Genomic DNA, 13,804 nt, shown 5'->3' with positions numbered 1-13,804 from the left:
CCCATCACCCCATCAGCTAGGTCTACTATCTTTGAATAGACCTCCTGCATGAATCATGAAATACCCCCTCGCATCCCCCAAGTCTGGGGGACTTTAAATTCTTATTCCCCCAAAAATTGGGGAGAACCAGGGGGCAAAAATTCTATTCGTGCAGGAGGTCTGATGCGACTTGGTAAGCTCTTACGCATTTAATTTGTAGTAGGCACTTAGGGAAAAAAGGTTTTTCCCTTTTACCTTTCCCTTTTCCCTAAAAGCGATCCATTAAATAGGTGACGAAAGATGCACAACAAGCTTATCAAGCCATTGCTTGCTCCAAACGCTTGTTCACTTCATTCCACTTCACAACATTCCACCAAGCGGTTAAATAATCAGCCCGTTTGTTTTGGTATTTCAAGTAATAGGCGTGTTCCCAAACATCGTTGCCCATAATTGGAAAACTACCCTCCATCAACGGGCTATCTTGGTTAGGTGTACTAGTCACTGCTAGCTTGCCATCTTGAGTACGAACGAGCCAAGCCCAACCACTACCAAAACGTTTGGCTCCAGCATCATTAAATTGCTTTTTGAACTCATCAAAACTACCAAAATTTGCTTTAATTGCTGTTGCGATCGCACCTGTGGGTTCCCCACCCCCATTGGGACTCATGATTTCCCAAAACATTGTGTGGTTTACATGACCCCCACCATTATTCCGTATCGTTGTCCGAATATCTTCGGGTATGGAATTGAGGTCACTAATTAATTGTTCTACACTCTTGCTTTTCAACTCTGGGTACTTATTTACCGCATCATTCAAGTTTTTGACATAAGCCGCATGGTGCCGATCGTGATGGAACTGCATTGTCGCTGCATCAATATGCGGTTCCAGAGCATTGTAGTCATAGGGTAGAGGTGGCAGTTGGAAGGTATCACCAGTTTGAGTTGGATTTTGCTTTGTGCCTCCAAGGGATTTCAAAAGCGGTTGAGCGACAGAGGGTAATGTTCCTAAAGCTGCTGCCCCTGTAGTTGCACCCAGTAAAATTAGGAAATTGCGACGATTAAGAGCCATAAGAAGTTAAAACTTGACAGGGTTAGTTTCAAGTTTTACATACTTCCTTTCCCGCAGATCCCCGACTTCTCTCATCAGATGCAGCAATCAAGGTTTCAACAAAGAAGTCTGGGATCTGGATAGCTTAGTTTGTGAAGCTTTATCACCCGTGGACTGGTAGTCTTAGCTCAAGAACACTTGGGAATGAGTCTACATGAGTAAGCTGCAAGCATTGATTTTTGACGTTGATGGAACGTTAGCAGATACTGAGCGGGATGGTCATCGAGTTGCCTTCAACCGTGCTTTTGCTGGATCGGGGTTGGATTGGGACTGGACAACCTCGTTGTATGGTGAATTACTAGCAATCACAGGTGGTAAGGAACGCATTCGCTTTTACTTGGAGCAGTATCTACCCGATTTTGAGCCGCCTACGGAATTAGATAGCTTTATCGCTAACCTACACGCGGCTAAGAGTAAGTATTACCACTCACTATTAGCGGAAGGAGCAATTCCCTTACGTCCTGGTGTGGAACGATTGCTCAAGGAAGCGCGTGAGCAAGATGTGCGTTTAGCGATCGCAACAACAACTACCCCGTCGAATGTCACTACGTTATTAGAACAGACACTAGGTTCAGATAGCCCGTCTTGGTTTGAAGTCATTGCGGCTGGTGACATCGTGCCTGCCAAAAAGCCCGCCCCAGATATTTATCAATATGCGTTGCAGGAGATGAACCTACAAGCACAGGATTGCCTTGCTTTTGAAGATTCGCACCACGGTTTGACATCTGCTTCTCAAACGGGGTTAAAAACAGTTGTTACTGTCAACGATTACACGCAAGACCAAGATTTTACTGGGGCAATACTGGTGTTAAGTGATTTCGGAGAACCGAATCAACCTTTTAAAGTTCTTGGTGGTGATGCTGGAGATAAAAGTTATCTAGACATGGCACTCGCGCATCGCTTGCTCACTAGCCAAGGTTAAGAAACTAAAACATCTTGCCTTCTGCCTTCTGCCTTGCTCCAACGACAAATATTAATGCCGACCTGCTTACGTGCTTAGCAAGTGTGCTAAAGTACCAAAATCTAATCGGTTCTTGTGGGGGTCAGCCACCAGAGGTAACGGGGAAAGCTCGGTGTAAATCCGGCGCTGTACCGCAGCTGTAATTAGTTCACAGATTGTGAACAAGAAAGCCAGAATGCCCACCGATATGGTTATAACTTCTGATGTGCGAGATACACTATCGAGGTAAAACATGAAAAACGCTTCAATCAGCACCCTTGGTTCCTTACGGCAGCAGACAATCCGTGTTACGCTGTCGCTGCCTGTGCAAGCCACGCTTTACACGTCTTTGTGTGCCCTAACACTCTGGACTGTCTACTTCTCTACCTATCCGGCTGTCCACAATCAAATGCATTCGGTGCGCCACCATACCCTAATGGTTGGTTGCCACTAGAACGTTGCACAATCCTGGAAAGAGGGCGTGAGAACTTCTCTACAGAATCTTCTCGCGTCTTTCCCAATCTCCACTCTCTTTAAGGTGCAACACCATCACTACTCGTCCCAGTCCGGAGTTTGTTCCGAGTCCAGAATTCAGAATGTCAAAATTCAAGATAGCTGCTTTCGTCAGCGCTATTTGCCTGATGGGTGTGGTTTTCTATTCCTCAGTGGTGTCTTCCCAGACTCCACAACCGACTGTTCGTCTGAGTACAGAGCCACCACTCAGCGAAATCTTACCCTTTGAAGCAGAGGCAACGGTGCCGTCGTCTCCGGTGAGATTAACGTTGCAAGCGGTAGATGCTGCTGGTAAACCGTTGGAGAATGCCAGGATTCGCTTGCAAATTCTCACCCCACCCCACAATCCTTGGTTTCCTACAGATTTTCCAATTGTTGAGGGAACAGAGTTACTCGATATTGAGGGAGTGGCTGTCAAGGGTGAGTTTGAAATCCAGCAAATGTTACCGATTCGGGGTAACTACCAACTGTTGGTAAGCGTTAACCCAATTACAGCAAATGCTTTTGCACCAATCCAGCAAACACTTACGCTAGCGGTGCCGGAAAATTGGGTTAAATATCGAAACTTTGGTATTTTAGCGGTAATTCTGCTGGCGGTTGGACTTGGTGGGGGATTGGTGTTGGGAGGAAAGCAAGACATCCAGCCAGGAGAAATTGCTCCTGAACGGGTGCGGCTGTTGTTGAGTGGAGCAATTGTTGTTGCGATCGCATCCTTACTCATTATTAACATCACGGCTGAACGCGCAGATTCTCATACTCAGGGGCATTCTTCCCAAAAGCTAGAACCATCCGTTGTTCAGTCTCAGGCAGTTAAAGCACAGATAATTGGGGATGTCAGTGCAACTGTTGGTCAACCTGCAAAGCTGGCTGTCCAAGTCACCGATCCTACAACAGGTCAACCCGCAACAGATGTGCTGTTGAAGATCAAAACGACTCCTGCTGAAGATGAATGGGTTGCATTTGCCTACGAGGGAGTACCTGATGCCAAAGGTCAATTGACGTGGGATCAACAGTTTTTTGATGGTGCACCCCACAAGGTTGAAGTAGAAATTTTGCCTCAACCTCAAGCAAGACAGCAATTTTCACCATTGCGAATTGCACAAAACATTGATGTCGAGGGAGTAGCGCCTCCCCTACACAGCCGATTAATTGTCTTAGCTTACTTTACAAGCCTCATTGTTCTGGGTTTGGTAATTGGATTGAGACTCAGAAACCGTTTAGTTTGGTAATAGAAAGATTGATGAATACACAACACGTTTTATTGGTTTGCAAAGCCTGTGCAACCGTTCGCCTAGAAGGAGAACCACAAGGAAAAAGCGGTGGTCAGCAGTTGCTAGAACAGTTACAGGAACTTCATTCTGATTGGGAACTTCGAGATGACTTCCAAATTCAGGAAGTTGATTGTATGAGTGCTTGCAGTCATTCCTGTGCTATTTCTTTTGTGGCTCCTAATAAATACACTTATCTGTTTGGTGACTTACCCGCTCAAAGCTGTGCAAAAGCAGTGTTAGATTGCGCCAAGCTCTATTTTGCGAATCCCGGCGGGTATCTGGCATGGGCAGACCGACCGAAAGCTCTGAAAAATGGGATTATTGCACGGATTCCGCCTGTTGCCTAACCTCAAGAAAGCAAAAGGCAATGTGTTGTAAGTACGTCTTGGGTAAAAGTGCGATCGCTTTTCAAATAGCCATATTCAGCTATTTAGCTGATTCAAAGAGATTAGGGTGGATAGTACCACCCTAGTACTCTAAATTGAAAGTATATTACTTGCAAACCATTCATTTGTACTTTTCAACCCTTGCGATCTATTCACCATAGTGAGTTTTAGCTCTGATTACAAAAACAACTCTATCATCTTCAATAATTTCATAGACAATACGGTCTTTCCGGTTGAGTCTGTAGGAATACAACCCAGTCAACTTCCCTTTCAAAGCTTTGCCTATGTAAGGGTTAACCGCCAAAACTTGTTGCAAAATTTCTTGCAATTTTACTTTTTGTGTTGTCGTAAGTTGAGCTATATCTTTCTGTGCTTTCTTGGAAAACAGAATTTGATAGTCTGCCATTCATTTAGCTAAACACTTGATCCATTGTTAAGGTTTCTCCTTTTTGATATTCTTCGCGTGATTCTTCAATATCTGATAGTAAACTTGAATCTTGGAGTAATTCCGCAGTCTCAACTAAAGCCTCTAGTTCTTCTTGACTAATTAAGATGAAACTTTTATTTTCCTGGACAATGACAACACCACCCGAATCGTTGCTGGCGCGTTCAATTACTTCATTGAAGTTATTTTTGGCGTACTCTGCTGTAACCCGATACATTATTTATCCTCTCGTTTAGAATTTGTGTATTTTAGCCTATGATTTAAAGACCTAACCAATTGTAGATTTTGCTGCACTTGTTTTTCAATATATCTCTAAAATCTAACATTTATTGGAGTTTCTTATGGGTGCTAAAATTCCCGTTACTGTTGTTACTGGTTTTCTCGGTAGCGGTAAAACAACATTACTTCGCCACTTACTACAAAACAATCAAGGACGACGAATTGCTGTTATCGTGAATGAGTTTGGTGAAGTCGGGATTGATGGGGAACTGCTGCGTTCCTGCCAAGTTTGTGAAGAAGAAGACGCAACGACTAACATTGTGGAATTGACGAATGGTTGCCTGTGTTGTACCGTTCAGGAAGAATTTCTCCCAACAATGCAAGAACTGCTAAAACGTAGTGAACAGATTGATTGTTTGCTCATTGAAACATCGGGATTAGCCTTACCTAAACCGCTGGTTCAAGCGTTTCGTTGGCCGGAAATTCGCACGGGTGCTACGGTGGATGGTGTTATTACTGTTGTGGACTGTGAAGCTGTTGCGGCAGGTACACTTGTTGGTGACCTTGATGCGTTGACCGCGCAACGGGAAGCTGACCCGAATCTGGAACATGAAACGCCAATTGAGGAACTGTTTGAAGACCAGTTAGCTTGTGCGGATTTGGTGCTACTAACTAAGGTTGACCGGGTAGATGCTGAGACTCAAACCAAGGTAGAGGAGTGGTTACGACAGCAGTTGCCCATAGGGGTGAAGGTGGTTCCCTGCCGGGATGGAGAAATTAATCCTAACCTCTTGTTGGGATTTAATGCCGCAGTGGAAGATAATTTAGAGGCTCGTCCTAGTCACCACGATACTGAGGAAGAACACGAGCATGATGACGAAATTAATTCGGTTCACTTGGTTTTAGATCAAGCCTTTGAACCGAAAGCGCTTACAGCAACACTGAAACAGTTAGTGCAAGACCAGGAAATTTACCGGATAAAAGGTTTTGTGGATGTTCCCAATAAGCCGATGCGGATGGTGGTACAAGGAGTAGGCGATCGCTTTGAGCATTTTTTCGACCGTCCCTGGCAAGTATCTGAACCCCGCCAGACTCGCTTGGTATTGATTGGTCGGGCGCTTGACCAAGAACAAATTCAAGAAGTTTTGTGTTCTATTTAACGGGACTTAAACAAAAATTAAGCCCAAATGAACCCAAGTCTGGCTTTATAAGCAGCAAACACGTCACGATCCCACTCCGGCTGTGAAATTACGACTTTTTCTATTATTTATGTATTGATGCCCCTTCTAGCTGTTGCCCTAATTCCTGCCGCAGACGATAGAGAATGGTATCTTGCTCTACTTCACTGAGAATGTTTTGAATGACTGTACTAGGACCAAGGGGTCCCCAAGTGCAGCCTTGTTCTAGATAAACCTGCGCCGCTTGACCGACAGCATAAGCCCCATAACCAGCGACTCCAGCTTGTGCGATCGCAGCCCCAGCATAGGCAGTGATTCCTGTTGGGCTGTCAATGGTGGTAGCAACGGCAGATGCACTCTTTCCCACTCCCAATAGGAGACTACTACCCAGTTCACCCAGTAGTAAGCCGCCAGAACTGACCAAAATCTTTTTCCAAAGCTTTCCAGCTTCGTAACTGGTCATCGGTAGACCATACAGTTTAGAAAGAGAACGGATAAGTGCCAAATCTGCGATCGCACCTCCTACAACATCCAAAACCCCAATCGGATTGAGTGCAACCGCTAAAGCTTTGTACTTCGTGAAGCGCCAGATGAGTTCTTCCGCTTCGCTTCTGCGTAGATCAAGTGTTTTTTTTGCAATACTCACTTCCGCATTCCGGGCTTGAAATAGAGCATTAAGGGCTAAAAGCGATCGCCCTTCCCGGTTGAGTATCCTTAAAATTTTCTGCTTAAGTTCATCAACCTGAGGCGGCGGCGTTTCCCATTCATACGTCACCTCACCATCTGGCCATTCGACTCGGACTTCCAGGGGCGCGGGTTCTGCTGCTACCATTACAATCTCATCCGTTGACAGCATCTTTTGCAGTCGCCGATCTTTAGGGCTACCCGTGCCAAGTTGTTGTAATTGTTGGTAAATTGCCTCACGATCTTGTTCTGGATAGAGGTCGATTTTGTTAAACACAAGAATCAGAGGCTTTTGGGTTTGTCGTAATTCACAAAGCGCCTGATACTCCGTGCGTGTGATATCACCAGCCACCACAAACAAAATTAAATCCGCGCTTAGCGCCACCTCCCGCGCCATCTCAGCGCGAGACTCACCCTCAATTTCATCCAATCCCGGAGTATCAATCAACTCCACCTGCACTTTTCCCTTGTTACTGGGTGTCCAGCGAACAGATTTCGGCCATTGGGTCACGCCATTGATGGGGCCCGTTTGCAGAATTTTCTTTCCTATCAAGGCGTTGACCACTGCCGATTTCCCACGACTGACCAGACCAAAAGCGGCAATACGAATCACTCCTTGGTCTAGCTTGTCGAGGGAAGACTTCAAAACCTCCAACTCGCTTCGCAACGCGGCTTGTAGTTCAAAATCCGGTAGATGGTTCTGGTGGCGACGCAAGTTAGCATACCAGGACAACGCCTGACGCAAACTCGCGCGAGTGCGGTTGAAGTGAGTTTCCTGCTGGTTGCTACGCCCAGTCGGGGTTTGACTTTCAGTAGATGGGTTGGGTTGAGAGGTTTCGGAATAACTCAAGGTTAGACACAGAAGACAGGCTACAGATCTATTTTCCTCTAATAGCCAATCTGTTGGTGTGCCTCTTCACATTGGCGCGGAGAGGGCTTCACCTAAAGATTATATAAAGACAATAGAGACAATATGAAGGTTTGATGAAGACAGACCCGCAACCGATCTCAGAACACGTCATATATTCAGCTTATAGTTCAAACCCATTTGCGTAATCATGCGGTCATGGCTTTTTGAACAAGTATAAAAAGTATTGCAAACTATAGGCAGGATACAGGCGAATCCAGCATTATTTAACTTTTTTAACTTAATAAGCCTTTACATATATAAGATTTTATAAAAATTAAATATATATAGATTAGATGAAGACAAGGCTTTATTTAAGAACTTTGTCTTTACTAAATCTTATTATTTTTAAATAGGTAGAGTAATAAAAATGGAGGATTTATCCAGGTTGCCGCTACAAAAAATAGGGTAATCAGCATTTGCTCCTTACTTTTTATAACTACCTGTTTTTAAAATTCGAGGTAGGTATAAATGACTGTTTTCTTAGGTACACCTGATGATGAACTAATTATTGGAACCAATGAGGGCGATGAAATTTTTGGGGAGGCTGGTGATGATGGAATATTTAGTCTTGATGGTGACGATACAGTCTTTGGTGGTGCTGATGTTGACCTGATTGTTGGTGGCGGTGGCAGTGACTTCCTATATGGAGAGGACGGCAACGATGTAATCTTTGGTGATGCCGAAATCATTGGTGTAAGTGGGAATGACTTCATCAGTGGTGGTAATGGGGAAGACGTTGTATTTGGATACACTGGCGACGATACTATCAACGGTGACAATGGAAATGATCTCCTCAATGGTGATGCAGGAGATGATGTTCTTAATGGTGGTGATGGGTTAGACACCCTTAATGGTGGTGATGGCTTTGACCAACTATCCGGTAGCTTCGGGGATGACAACCTTTTTGGTGAAGCTGGCAATGACGAACTTTTTGGTGACGATGGATTAGACGTTGTATTTGGTGGGGATGGAGATGACCAAATAGCTGGTGGCTTGGGAGATGACCGACTCTTTGGTGATGCTGGCGATGACGAACTCTTGGGCGAGGCAGGGGAGGATATCATCAGTGGCGGAGATGGCAACGACACAGGCTTTGGTGGTAGTGGAAATGATCGAGTTTTTGGTGGTGGCGGCAATGATCAATTTTTTGGTCAGGACGGTAATGACTTAGCTGATGGTGAAGATGGGGATGACCTCCTAGATGGTGGGAGGGGTGATGATACACTTTTCGGTAGCCTGGGGAATGACAACCTAATTGGTAGAGCCGGAACGGACGCACTCGTGGGTGGAGTCGGTAGCGACACTCTCTCTGGTGGTAGTGGAAATGACACACTCGTTGGCGCAGACCCCTTTGTACCAGCATTTGGATTTGGCGGAAACGGAAGCCCAATTGCTCCCTTCGAGATTGATACGTTGACTGGTGGTCGAGGACGCGATCGCTTTGTCCTCGGTGACAATGGCAGCGTACTAGGCATCTCTAGAGAAGACGCGGAACCTGCGATTTACTATCTTGGTGGCGGCAATAGTGACTACGCCCTCATTACTGACTTCACTCTCGGTCGGGATGTAATACAACTAGCTGACCTTGATTTTCTACCTGATAGTGTGGCTGAATCAGGTGACGCAGGACAGCTACCCTTTGAGGCTCAGGTCATTGCACCAGGCATCGAGTCTATCACTGGGGAGATTTCTGTCGGGAACGATGTTGACCTGTTCCAAATCACTCTGGACGGCGGAACGTTTTCTGCGACGACACTCGGCCAGGCTGCTTTCGACACGCAGTTGTTCCTGTTCGACGAGAATGGTTCGCTGGTTGCTGGCAACGACGACTCTGGCGGAACCCTTCAATCCACGATTGAACTATCACCGATAGATGCTGGAACCTACTTCCTTGCAATCTCCAGTTTTGATAACGATCCAGTTTCTCAATCAATATTTAATGGTTTCACCGGTGATGGGTTCTCAACTGGTAGCTATTCGATTGAGCTAACTGGAGTTCAAGAAGCTACTTATACCTTGGGTTCATCCCCTGAAGGAGTGCCCTCAGGGACAAGTATATCTTTTGGGAACGACCTCATTGCGGTTGTTCAAGGAGTTTCGCCTGAAGAACTGAGTCTAAATAGTTCTAACTTCGATTTCGTTTAGAAACTCCAGACTTCAGTCCTAAACCAGAACTCCAATGTGTATCCCATTCTAGCCATCGGCTGGGATGGGGTTAGTTTTGCAAGAGCCTAGGCTGCATCTCAAATCCAGTTAAATAGTTCAGCGTTTGAGTAACATTCAGTTAAGTCTTGATTAACGATCGCCCTCAAAGACGGAAAGTAGTAAAAAAACGATAGTCAGCGTTCTCGCACTCATATCGATCATGAATCAGATGATCTTAAGTCAAGCCAGTGCTTGGGGCTTTCCTTGTGCATGTTCTGTCCAGGGCAACTGTCAGATTCTACCCCAACAGAAAACTGAACGATGGACATTGCAGTTGGTTGAAGAGAGATGGTTACTGCTTGTTGGTGATGTTCCTCAGATTAATCTTCACCCACAAGAGGCGACAGTTTTCTTAGAGCGTCGTCGGTTAAGCTGCGAAAACTTGGAAGCGGTTGAGTTTTAGAAAGAGTGCTATTGCTTAACTTCTAGCTGAACGCCTGGAATTTTTTTTACCAGGATTGCTTGACCAAAGTAACTGGTTTGAACTTCTAAGTCGGTATTAGGTGGGGCATAAAACAAAAGCCGTTGTCCTGGAAAAATTACTCGCTCGAAATGCCAGTTGGGAATATTGACAATCTGAATCACTTGTAGTGAACTTGTGGTGTTGATATAGCTATAGAGCAATTGGGAAGAGGTAGTGATTGGGCGTAAATTTGCCGATAGTGTCATCAGGTTTCACTCCTCGTAAAAGCTCTAGGGAATAATCTTCCTAACAAAGAACCCAAATGTTATTACCACTGGGTTCATCAGGACACGCACTCAATTCTCCAAAACGGCTGGAGAAAGGCGGCTTCACTAGCATCCTAACTGGCACAGGTTAGGTAATGTTTATTCGGAATTTAAGATTCATTCACACTTTGCTGCAAACAAGAGTAGATTTGTTTTGTTGAGGAGCAACGAACGATACAAAACTGTTCTATTAGCTAAGTTTGAATAGAAAGGCTCTCTCAAGCATCAAGAATGCATAAAAGAGAGACTCAGCACTTGCTCCTCAACAACACTACATACTGACTATGGTTTGCAAGGGTACGAGCGTTCACCGATGAACAGCTCGTTTAAACACATTATCCTTGGCGCGATCGCCTTTATCATGACTATCCTTGTCGCGGTAGCTGGCTACATTCTGGCTGGCTGGAGTTTACTCGACGCGATTTATATGTCAGTCATTACAATTTTTGGCGTTGGCTACGGTGAAGTAAAGCCGATAACTTCTCCACAACTGCGAGTCTTTACAATTTTAGTCATTGTTGCTGGCTACACTTCTGTTGTTTACATTGTGGGAGGCTTTGTTCAAATGGTGACAGAAGGCGAAATCAACAAAGCTCTTAACTCTAGACGCATGACTCGCGATATCAACACTCTAAAACAACACGTACTCATCTGTGGCTTTGGCCGCATTGGTCAGATTCTGGCACGACGTTTGGCTTCATCGAAACAGCCGTTTATTGTCATTGATAATAATGGCGATCGCATTGCTGAAGCGCAAGCTTCTGGATACTTAGTTCTTTGTGGTAATGCGACAGATGAGCGAGTCTTGAAATCAGCAAGTGTCGAACAGGCAAAGGCTCTAGCAACCGTGTTGCCTGATGATGCTGTCAATGTATTTATCACACTAACAGCTCGTGAGCTGAACCCAGCTTTGCTAATCTTGGCTCGTGGTGAGTTCCCTTCAACAGAGAAGAAGCTGAAACTAGCAGGTGCTAACCAAGTCGTGCTGCCAGCTTCAATTGGTGCAGAACGCATGGCGCAGATGATCACTCACCCAGCCGCAATGGATTTTCTCAATCAAGATGATGGACGCCAAACGATAAATGAATTGCTAGCTGAGATTGATGTCCAGATGGATGAGCTAGTTATATTAAGTGACTCTCCCTTAGTGGGTCAAACTATTAGTGATATTGAAGTACGTGGGAAAGGTAGCTTTATTGTCGTTGCTTTGCGAAAGGGAGACGGCACAATGGTGATTCACCCCAAGCATGAAGTGCTGCTAGAGGCAGAGGATACTGTGATTGTTATGGGACACCGTGGTGATATTCCTCAATTTGCTAGGAATTATGTACTCAAACGCGATCTCAGATATAGAGGTTCGCGAGTGTGATTGAGTTTTATTATTAGTTTTTGGTTGTTGGTTGTTGGTGAGCTTGTTGCTACACACTCCACTAAAATTGTTTCTTGGGAGAGGGATTCTGCTCGGCTAACTTATCGAGTCTTTCCCGAATCGATAAATCAATCAGCGATCGCACTAAAGTAACAAACGCAAGTGACGATAAGGTAAAAGCAGCGATCGCCCAACCACTATAAGACCCTATTAGCAATACTGTCCCTGAGAGCAGCGTAAATCCAGTTAAGCAAGCATAAATTAGGCTCTTTATCGCTAGGTTAATCCGTTTGAGAGCGCGATCGCTTTCTCTGGAACGCGCACGTACTTCTAACTCACTCTGTTCAATTCGGGCTTCCAAGCGTCGAATTAAAACTTCATTAGCATTAGGCTGTTGTAGTTTATATTTGATGAAATTCCGCGCTTGCCTTGCCAGTTCTCCTACAACATTACCCTGCCCTCTAGAAACTGTAAGGCTCTTGATAAAAGGCTTACTAGCCGCAACTAAGTTATATTCTGGGTCTAGGGTACGAGCAATCCCATCCAGCGTTGTTAAAGCCTTTATAATAAACGTCATCTGCGCGGGTAAGCGAAACGGTTGCTGCTCAAACATCAAGTAGATGTCACTACGCATTTGGTCAAAAGACTGCAAATCTATTGGCTTTTCAGTAAATCTCTCTAAAATAAAGTCTACTAATCGTCTGACTGGGGTCATGTCCGCCACGGGTTCAAGTAATCCCATGTAAGTCAGGGTATTCACAACCTCGTCAGTGTCCTTTCTGAGAACAGCAAAAAATGTCTTGATCATCTGGTCTTTGGCAATGGGTTTCACCTCTGCCATCGTCCCAAAATCATAGAAAATCAACTTGCTATCTTGGCTAACTGCCATATTGCCGGGATGAGGGTCAGACTGAAAAAAGCCATCTTGTAATAACTGCTTGAGGTAAGCACAAATTCCAAGCTGAATAATTTCTTTGGCGTTGATACCACAAGCTTCTAAGGTTTGGCGGTCATCAATTTTGATGCCTGGTAGGTATTCGAGTGTCAGTACTCTTTTCGTGGTGTACCGCCAGTAGACCGTTGGGACAGCAATCCGAGGATAGTCACGAAAGTTCTCGCTGAAACGATCAGCATTTTTACCTTCATGAAGATAGTCAATTTCTTGATAGAGAAGGTTAAAAAACTCGTGGTAAATCGCTTCTAAATCGTACTTCGTTATTCCTGGTACATATCGATTAGAAAAGCGCACTAGCCGATGGAGAACTTCAAAATCTAGATTGAATAGCCTTTCTAATCCTGGACGCTGCACTTTAACGACAACATCTTCCCCAGTGTGCAGTCGTGCTTTATGGACTTGCCCTAAGCTGGCAGCCGCGAGAGGAAAGCGATCAAAATCTCGATATAAGGCATGGATCGAGTTACCGAGTTCAGATTCAATAATTGCGATCGCTTCTGTTGCACCGAATTCAGGTACCCGATCCTGCAATTGCCCCAAAGCTTGCACGTACTCTAAAGGCAGCAAATCAGCGCGAGTCGATAGGGCTTGACCAATCTTGATAAATGTTGGGCCTAAATCGAGGAGAGTGCCAACTAGCCACTGAGCGCGACGATTTCTATGCTTGGGGGAGTTGTTAGCAACAACCTTGTCCCACCATAAATAAAACATCAACCTTGCTGCCGAACCAAAAATGTCGATCTGGCGTGCCAGTGGAGAGTATTTAGGTCGTTGCCAACGGAGTGGCTTAGGTGCGGCAGTTGTTGTGAGCATACTGTTGGAATTTTAAGTCTTTATCCCAGAGTTCTTCCAACAAGTAGTCGGCTATGGTTGCTGTAGCTATCGGTAATTATATTTTCTTATACTGATTAAC

14 protein-coding genes and 1 riboswitch are annotated in these 13,804 nt (G+C 45.0%); of the genes, 8 read left to right on the top strand and 6 right to left on the bottom strand.

Going from position 1 to position 13,804, the window contains the following annotated elements; all coding sequences use genetic code 11:
- Positions 1 to 295 precede the first annotated feature (295 nt).
- On the bottom strand, positions 296 to 1,048 hold the full coding sequence (locus tag H6F98_RS25030) for a superoxide dismutase (protein WP_192221433.1): 753 nt from the start codon (positions 1,046 to 1,048) through the stop codon (positions 296 to 298).
- Positions 1,049 to 1,241: 193 nt separating this feature from the next.
- Here H6F98_RS25030 and H6F98_RS25025 point away from each other — a divergent pair, with 193 nt between their 5' ends.
- The 4 genes from H6F98_RS25025 (at position 1,242) to H6F98_RS25010 (ending at position 4,158) form a co-directional block, all read left to right on the top strand.
- Positions 1,242 to 2,009, top strand: coding sequence for an HAD-IA family hydrolase (locus tag H6F98_RS25025; RefSeq protein ID WP_192221432.1), 768 nt, complete (start codon positions 1,242 to 1,244; stop codon positions 2,007 to 2,009).
- Positions 2,010 to 2,098: 89 nt separating this feature from the next.
- Positions 2,099 to 2,250: riboswitch (cobalamin riboswitch) on the top strand.
- 30 nt (positions 2,251 to 2,280) lie between these two features.
- Entirely contained in the window at positions 2,281 to 2,481 is a 201-nt protein-coding gene (locus H6F98_RS25020; protein WP_192221431.1) for a CbtB-domain containing protein, read from the top strand.
- Between the two features lie 142 nt (positions 2,482 to 2,623).
- Positions 2,624 to 3,769, top strand: coding sequence for a hypothetical protein (locus tag H6F98_RS25015; RefSeq protein WP_192221430.1), 1,146 nt, complete (start codon positions 2,624 to 2,626; stop codon positions 3,767 to 3,769).
- A gap of 11 nt (positions 3,770 to 3,780) precedes the next feature.
- A complete protein-coding gene (locus tag H6F98_RS25010) occupies positions 3,781 to 4,158 on the top strand; it encodes a DUF1636 domain-containing protein (RefSeq protein WP_192221429.1) in 378 nt (125 codons plus the stop codon).
- Between the two features lie 187 nt (positions 4,159 to 4,345).
- Here the strand turns inward: H6F98_RS25010 and H6F98_RS25005 are convergent, their stop codons facing one another.
- Both H6F98_RS25005 and H6F98_RS25000 read right to left on the bottom strand, forming a co-directional pair.
- Positions 4,346 to 4,603: a type II toxin-antitoxin system mRNA interferase toxin, RelE/StbE family gene (locus H6F98_RS25005; RefSeq protein ID WP_192221428.1), complete on the bottom strand. Its 258-nt coding sequence runs from the start codon at positions 4,601 to 4,603 to the stop codon at positions 4,346 to 4,348.
- 4 nt (positions 4,604 to 4,607) lie between these two features.
- Positions 4,608 to 4,859: a type II toxin-antitoxin system Phd/YefM family antitoxin gene (locus H6F98_RS25000; protein ID WP_192221427.1), complete on the bottom strand. Its 252-nt coding sequence runs from the start codon at positions 4,857 to 4,859 to the stop codon at positions 4,608 to 4,610.
- A gap of 124 nt (positions 4,860 to 4,983) precedes the next feature.
- On the opposite strand from H6F98_RS25000, the gene cobW reads away from it, so the two are divergent.
- On the top strand, positions 4,984 to 6,021 hold the full coding sequence (gene cobW, locus H6F98_RS24995) for a cobalamin biosynthesis protein CobW (protein WP_192221426.1): 1,038 nt from the start codon (positions 4,984 to 4,986) through the stop codon (positions 6,019 to 6,021).
- A 103-nt stretch (positions 6,022 to 6,124) separates the two neighbouring features.
- Here cobW and H6F98_RS24990 read toward each other — a convergent pair whose 3' ends face one another.
- Positions 6,125 to 7,573, bottom strand: a complete 1,449-nt coding sequence (locus tag H6F98_RS24990; RefSeq protein ID WP_192221425.1) for a GTP-binding protein — start codon at positions 7,571 to 7,573, stop codon at positions 6,125 to 6,127.
- Positions 7,574 to 8,101: 528 nt separating this feature from the next.
- Here H6F98_RS24990 and H6F98_RS24985 point away from each other — a divergent pair.
- Both H6F98_RS24985 and H6F98_RS24980 read left to right on the top strand, forming a co-directional pair.
- Positions 8,102 to 9,778 (top strand): DVUA0089 family protein, encoded by a 1,677-nt coding sequence (locus tag H6F98_RS24985; RefSeq protein WP_192221424.1) that lies wholly within the window; start codon positions 8,102 to 8,104, stop codon positions 9,776 to 9,778.
- A 220-nt stretch (positions 9,779 to 9,998) separates the two neighbouring features.
- Positions 9,999 to 10,241, top strand: coding sequence for a hypothetical protein (locus H6F98_RS24980; RefSeq protein WP_192221423.1), 243 nt, complete (start codon positions 9,999 to 10,001; stop codon positions 10,239 to 10,241).
- A gap of 8 nt (positions 10,242 to 10,249) precedes the next feature.
- On the opposite strand, the gene H6F98_RS24975 is transcribed toward H6F98_RS24980, so the two are convergent.
- Positions 10,250 to 10,507, bottom strand: a complete 258-nt coding sequence (locus H6F98_RS24975; protein ID WP_192221422.1) for a DUF1830 domain-containing protein — start codon at positions 10,505 to 10,507, stop codon at positions 10,250 to 10,252.
- 373 nt (positions 10,508 to 10,880) lie between these two features.
- On the opposite strand from H6F98_RS24975, the gene H6F98_RS24970 reads away from it, so the two are divergent.
- A complete protein-coding gene (locus tag H6F98_RS24970) occupies positions 10,881 to 11,936 on the top strand; it encodes a TrkA family potassium uptake protein (protein ID WP_192221421.1) in 1,056 nt (351 codons plus the stop codon).
- Between the two features lie 61 nt (positions 11,937 to 11,997).
- On the opposite strand, the gene H6F98_RS24965 is transcribed toward H6F98_RS24970, so the two are convergent.
- Positions 11,998 to 13,704 carry an AarF/ABC1/UbiB kinase family protein gene (locus tag H6F98_RS24965; protein ID WP_192221420.1) on the bottom strand — a complete coding sequence of 569 codons (1,707 nt, stop codon included), beginning with the start codon at positions 13,702 to 13,704 and terminating at the stop codon, positions 11,998 to 12,000.
- Between the last annotated feature and the right edge of the window lie 100 nt (positions 13,705 to 13,804).

The organism is Microcoleus sp. FACHB-SPT15, assembly GCF_014849525.1.
Classification (GTDB): domain Bacteria; phylum Cyanobacteriota; class Cyanobacteriia; order Cyanobacteriales; family Coleofasciculaceae; genus Symplocastrum; species Symplocastrum torsivum.
This window is presented reverse-complemented; position numbering and strand designations above follow the sequence as displayed.

Bases quoted from the DNA above. Each gene is read 5' to 3' on its own strand.
- H6F98_RS25030 (WP_192221433.1), bottom strand. From the start codon at position 1,048: ATGGCTCTTAATCGTCGCAATTTCCTAATTTTACTGGGTGCAACTACA.
- H6F98_RS25025 (WP_192221432.1), top strand. From the start codon at position 1,242: ATGAGTAAGCTGCAAGCATTGATTTTTGACGTTGATGGAACGTTAGCA.
- H6F98_RS25020 (WP_192221431.1), top strand. From the start codon at position 2,281: ATGAAAAACGCTTCAATCAGCACCCTTGGTTCCTTACGGCAGCAGACA.
- H6F98_RS25015 (WP_192221430.1), top strand. From the start codon at position 2,624: ATGTCAAAATTCAAGATAGCTGCTTTCGTCAGCGCTATTTGCCTGATG.
- H6F98_RS25010 (WP_192221429.1), top strand. From the start codon at position 3,781: ATGAATACACAACACGTTTTATTGGTTTGCAAAGCCTGTGCAACCGTT.
- H6F98_RS25005 (WP_192221428.1), bottom strand. From the start codon at position 4,603: ATGGCAGACTATCAAATTCTGTTTTCCAAGAAAGCACAGAAAGATATA.
- H6F98_RS25000 (WP_192221427.1), bottom strand. From the start codon at position 4,859: ATGTATCGGGTTACAGCAGAGTACGCCAAAAATAACTTCAATGAAGTA.
- cobW (WP_192221426.1), top strand. From the start codon at position 4,984: ATGGGTGCTAAAATTCCCGTTACTGTTGTTACTGGTTTTCTCGGTAGC.
- H6F98_RS24985 (WP_192221424.1), top strand. From the start codon at position 8,102: ATGACTGTTTTCTTAGGTACACCTGATGATGAACTAATTATTGGAACC.
- H6F98_RS24980 (WP_192221423.1), top strand. From the start codon at position 9,999: ATGAATCAGATGATCTTAAGTCAAGCCAGTGCTTGGGGCTTTCCTTGT.
- H6F98_RS24975 (WP_192221422.1), bottom strand. From the start codon at position 10,507: ATGACACTATCGGCAAATTTACGCCCAATCACTACCTCTTCCCAATTG.
- H6F98_RS24970 (WP_192221421.1), top strand. From the start codon at position 10,881: ATGAACAGCTCGTTTAAACACATTATCCTTGGCGCGATCGCCTTTATC.
- H6F98_RS24965 (WP_192221420.1), bottom strand. From the start codon at position 13,704: ATGCTCACAACAACTGCCGCACCTAAGCCACTCCGTTGGCAACGACCT.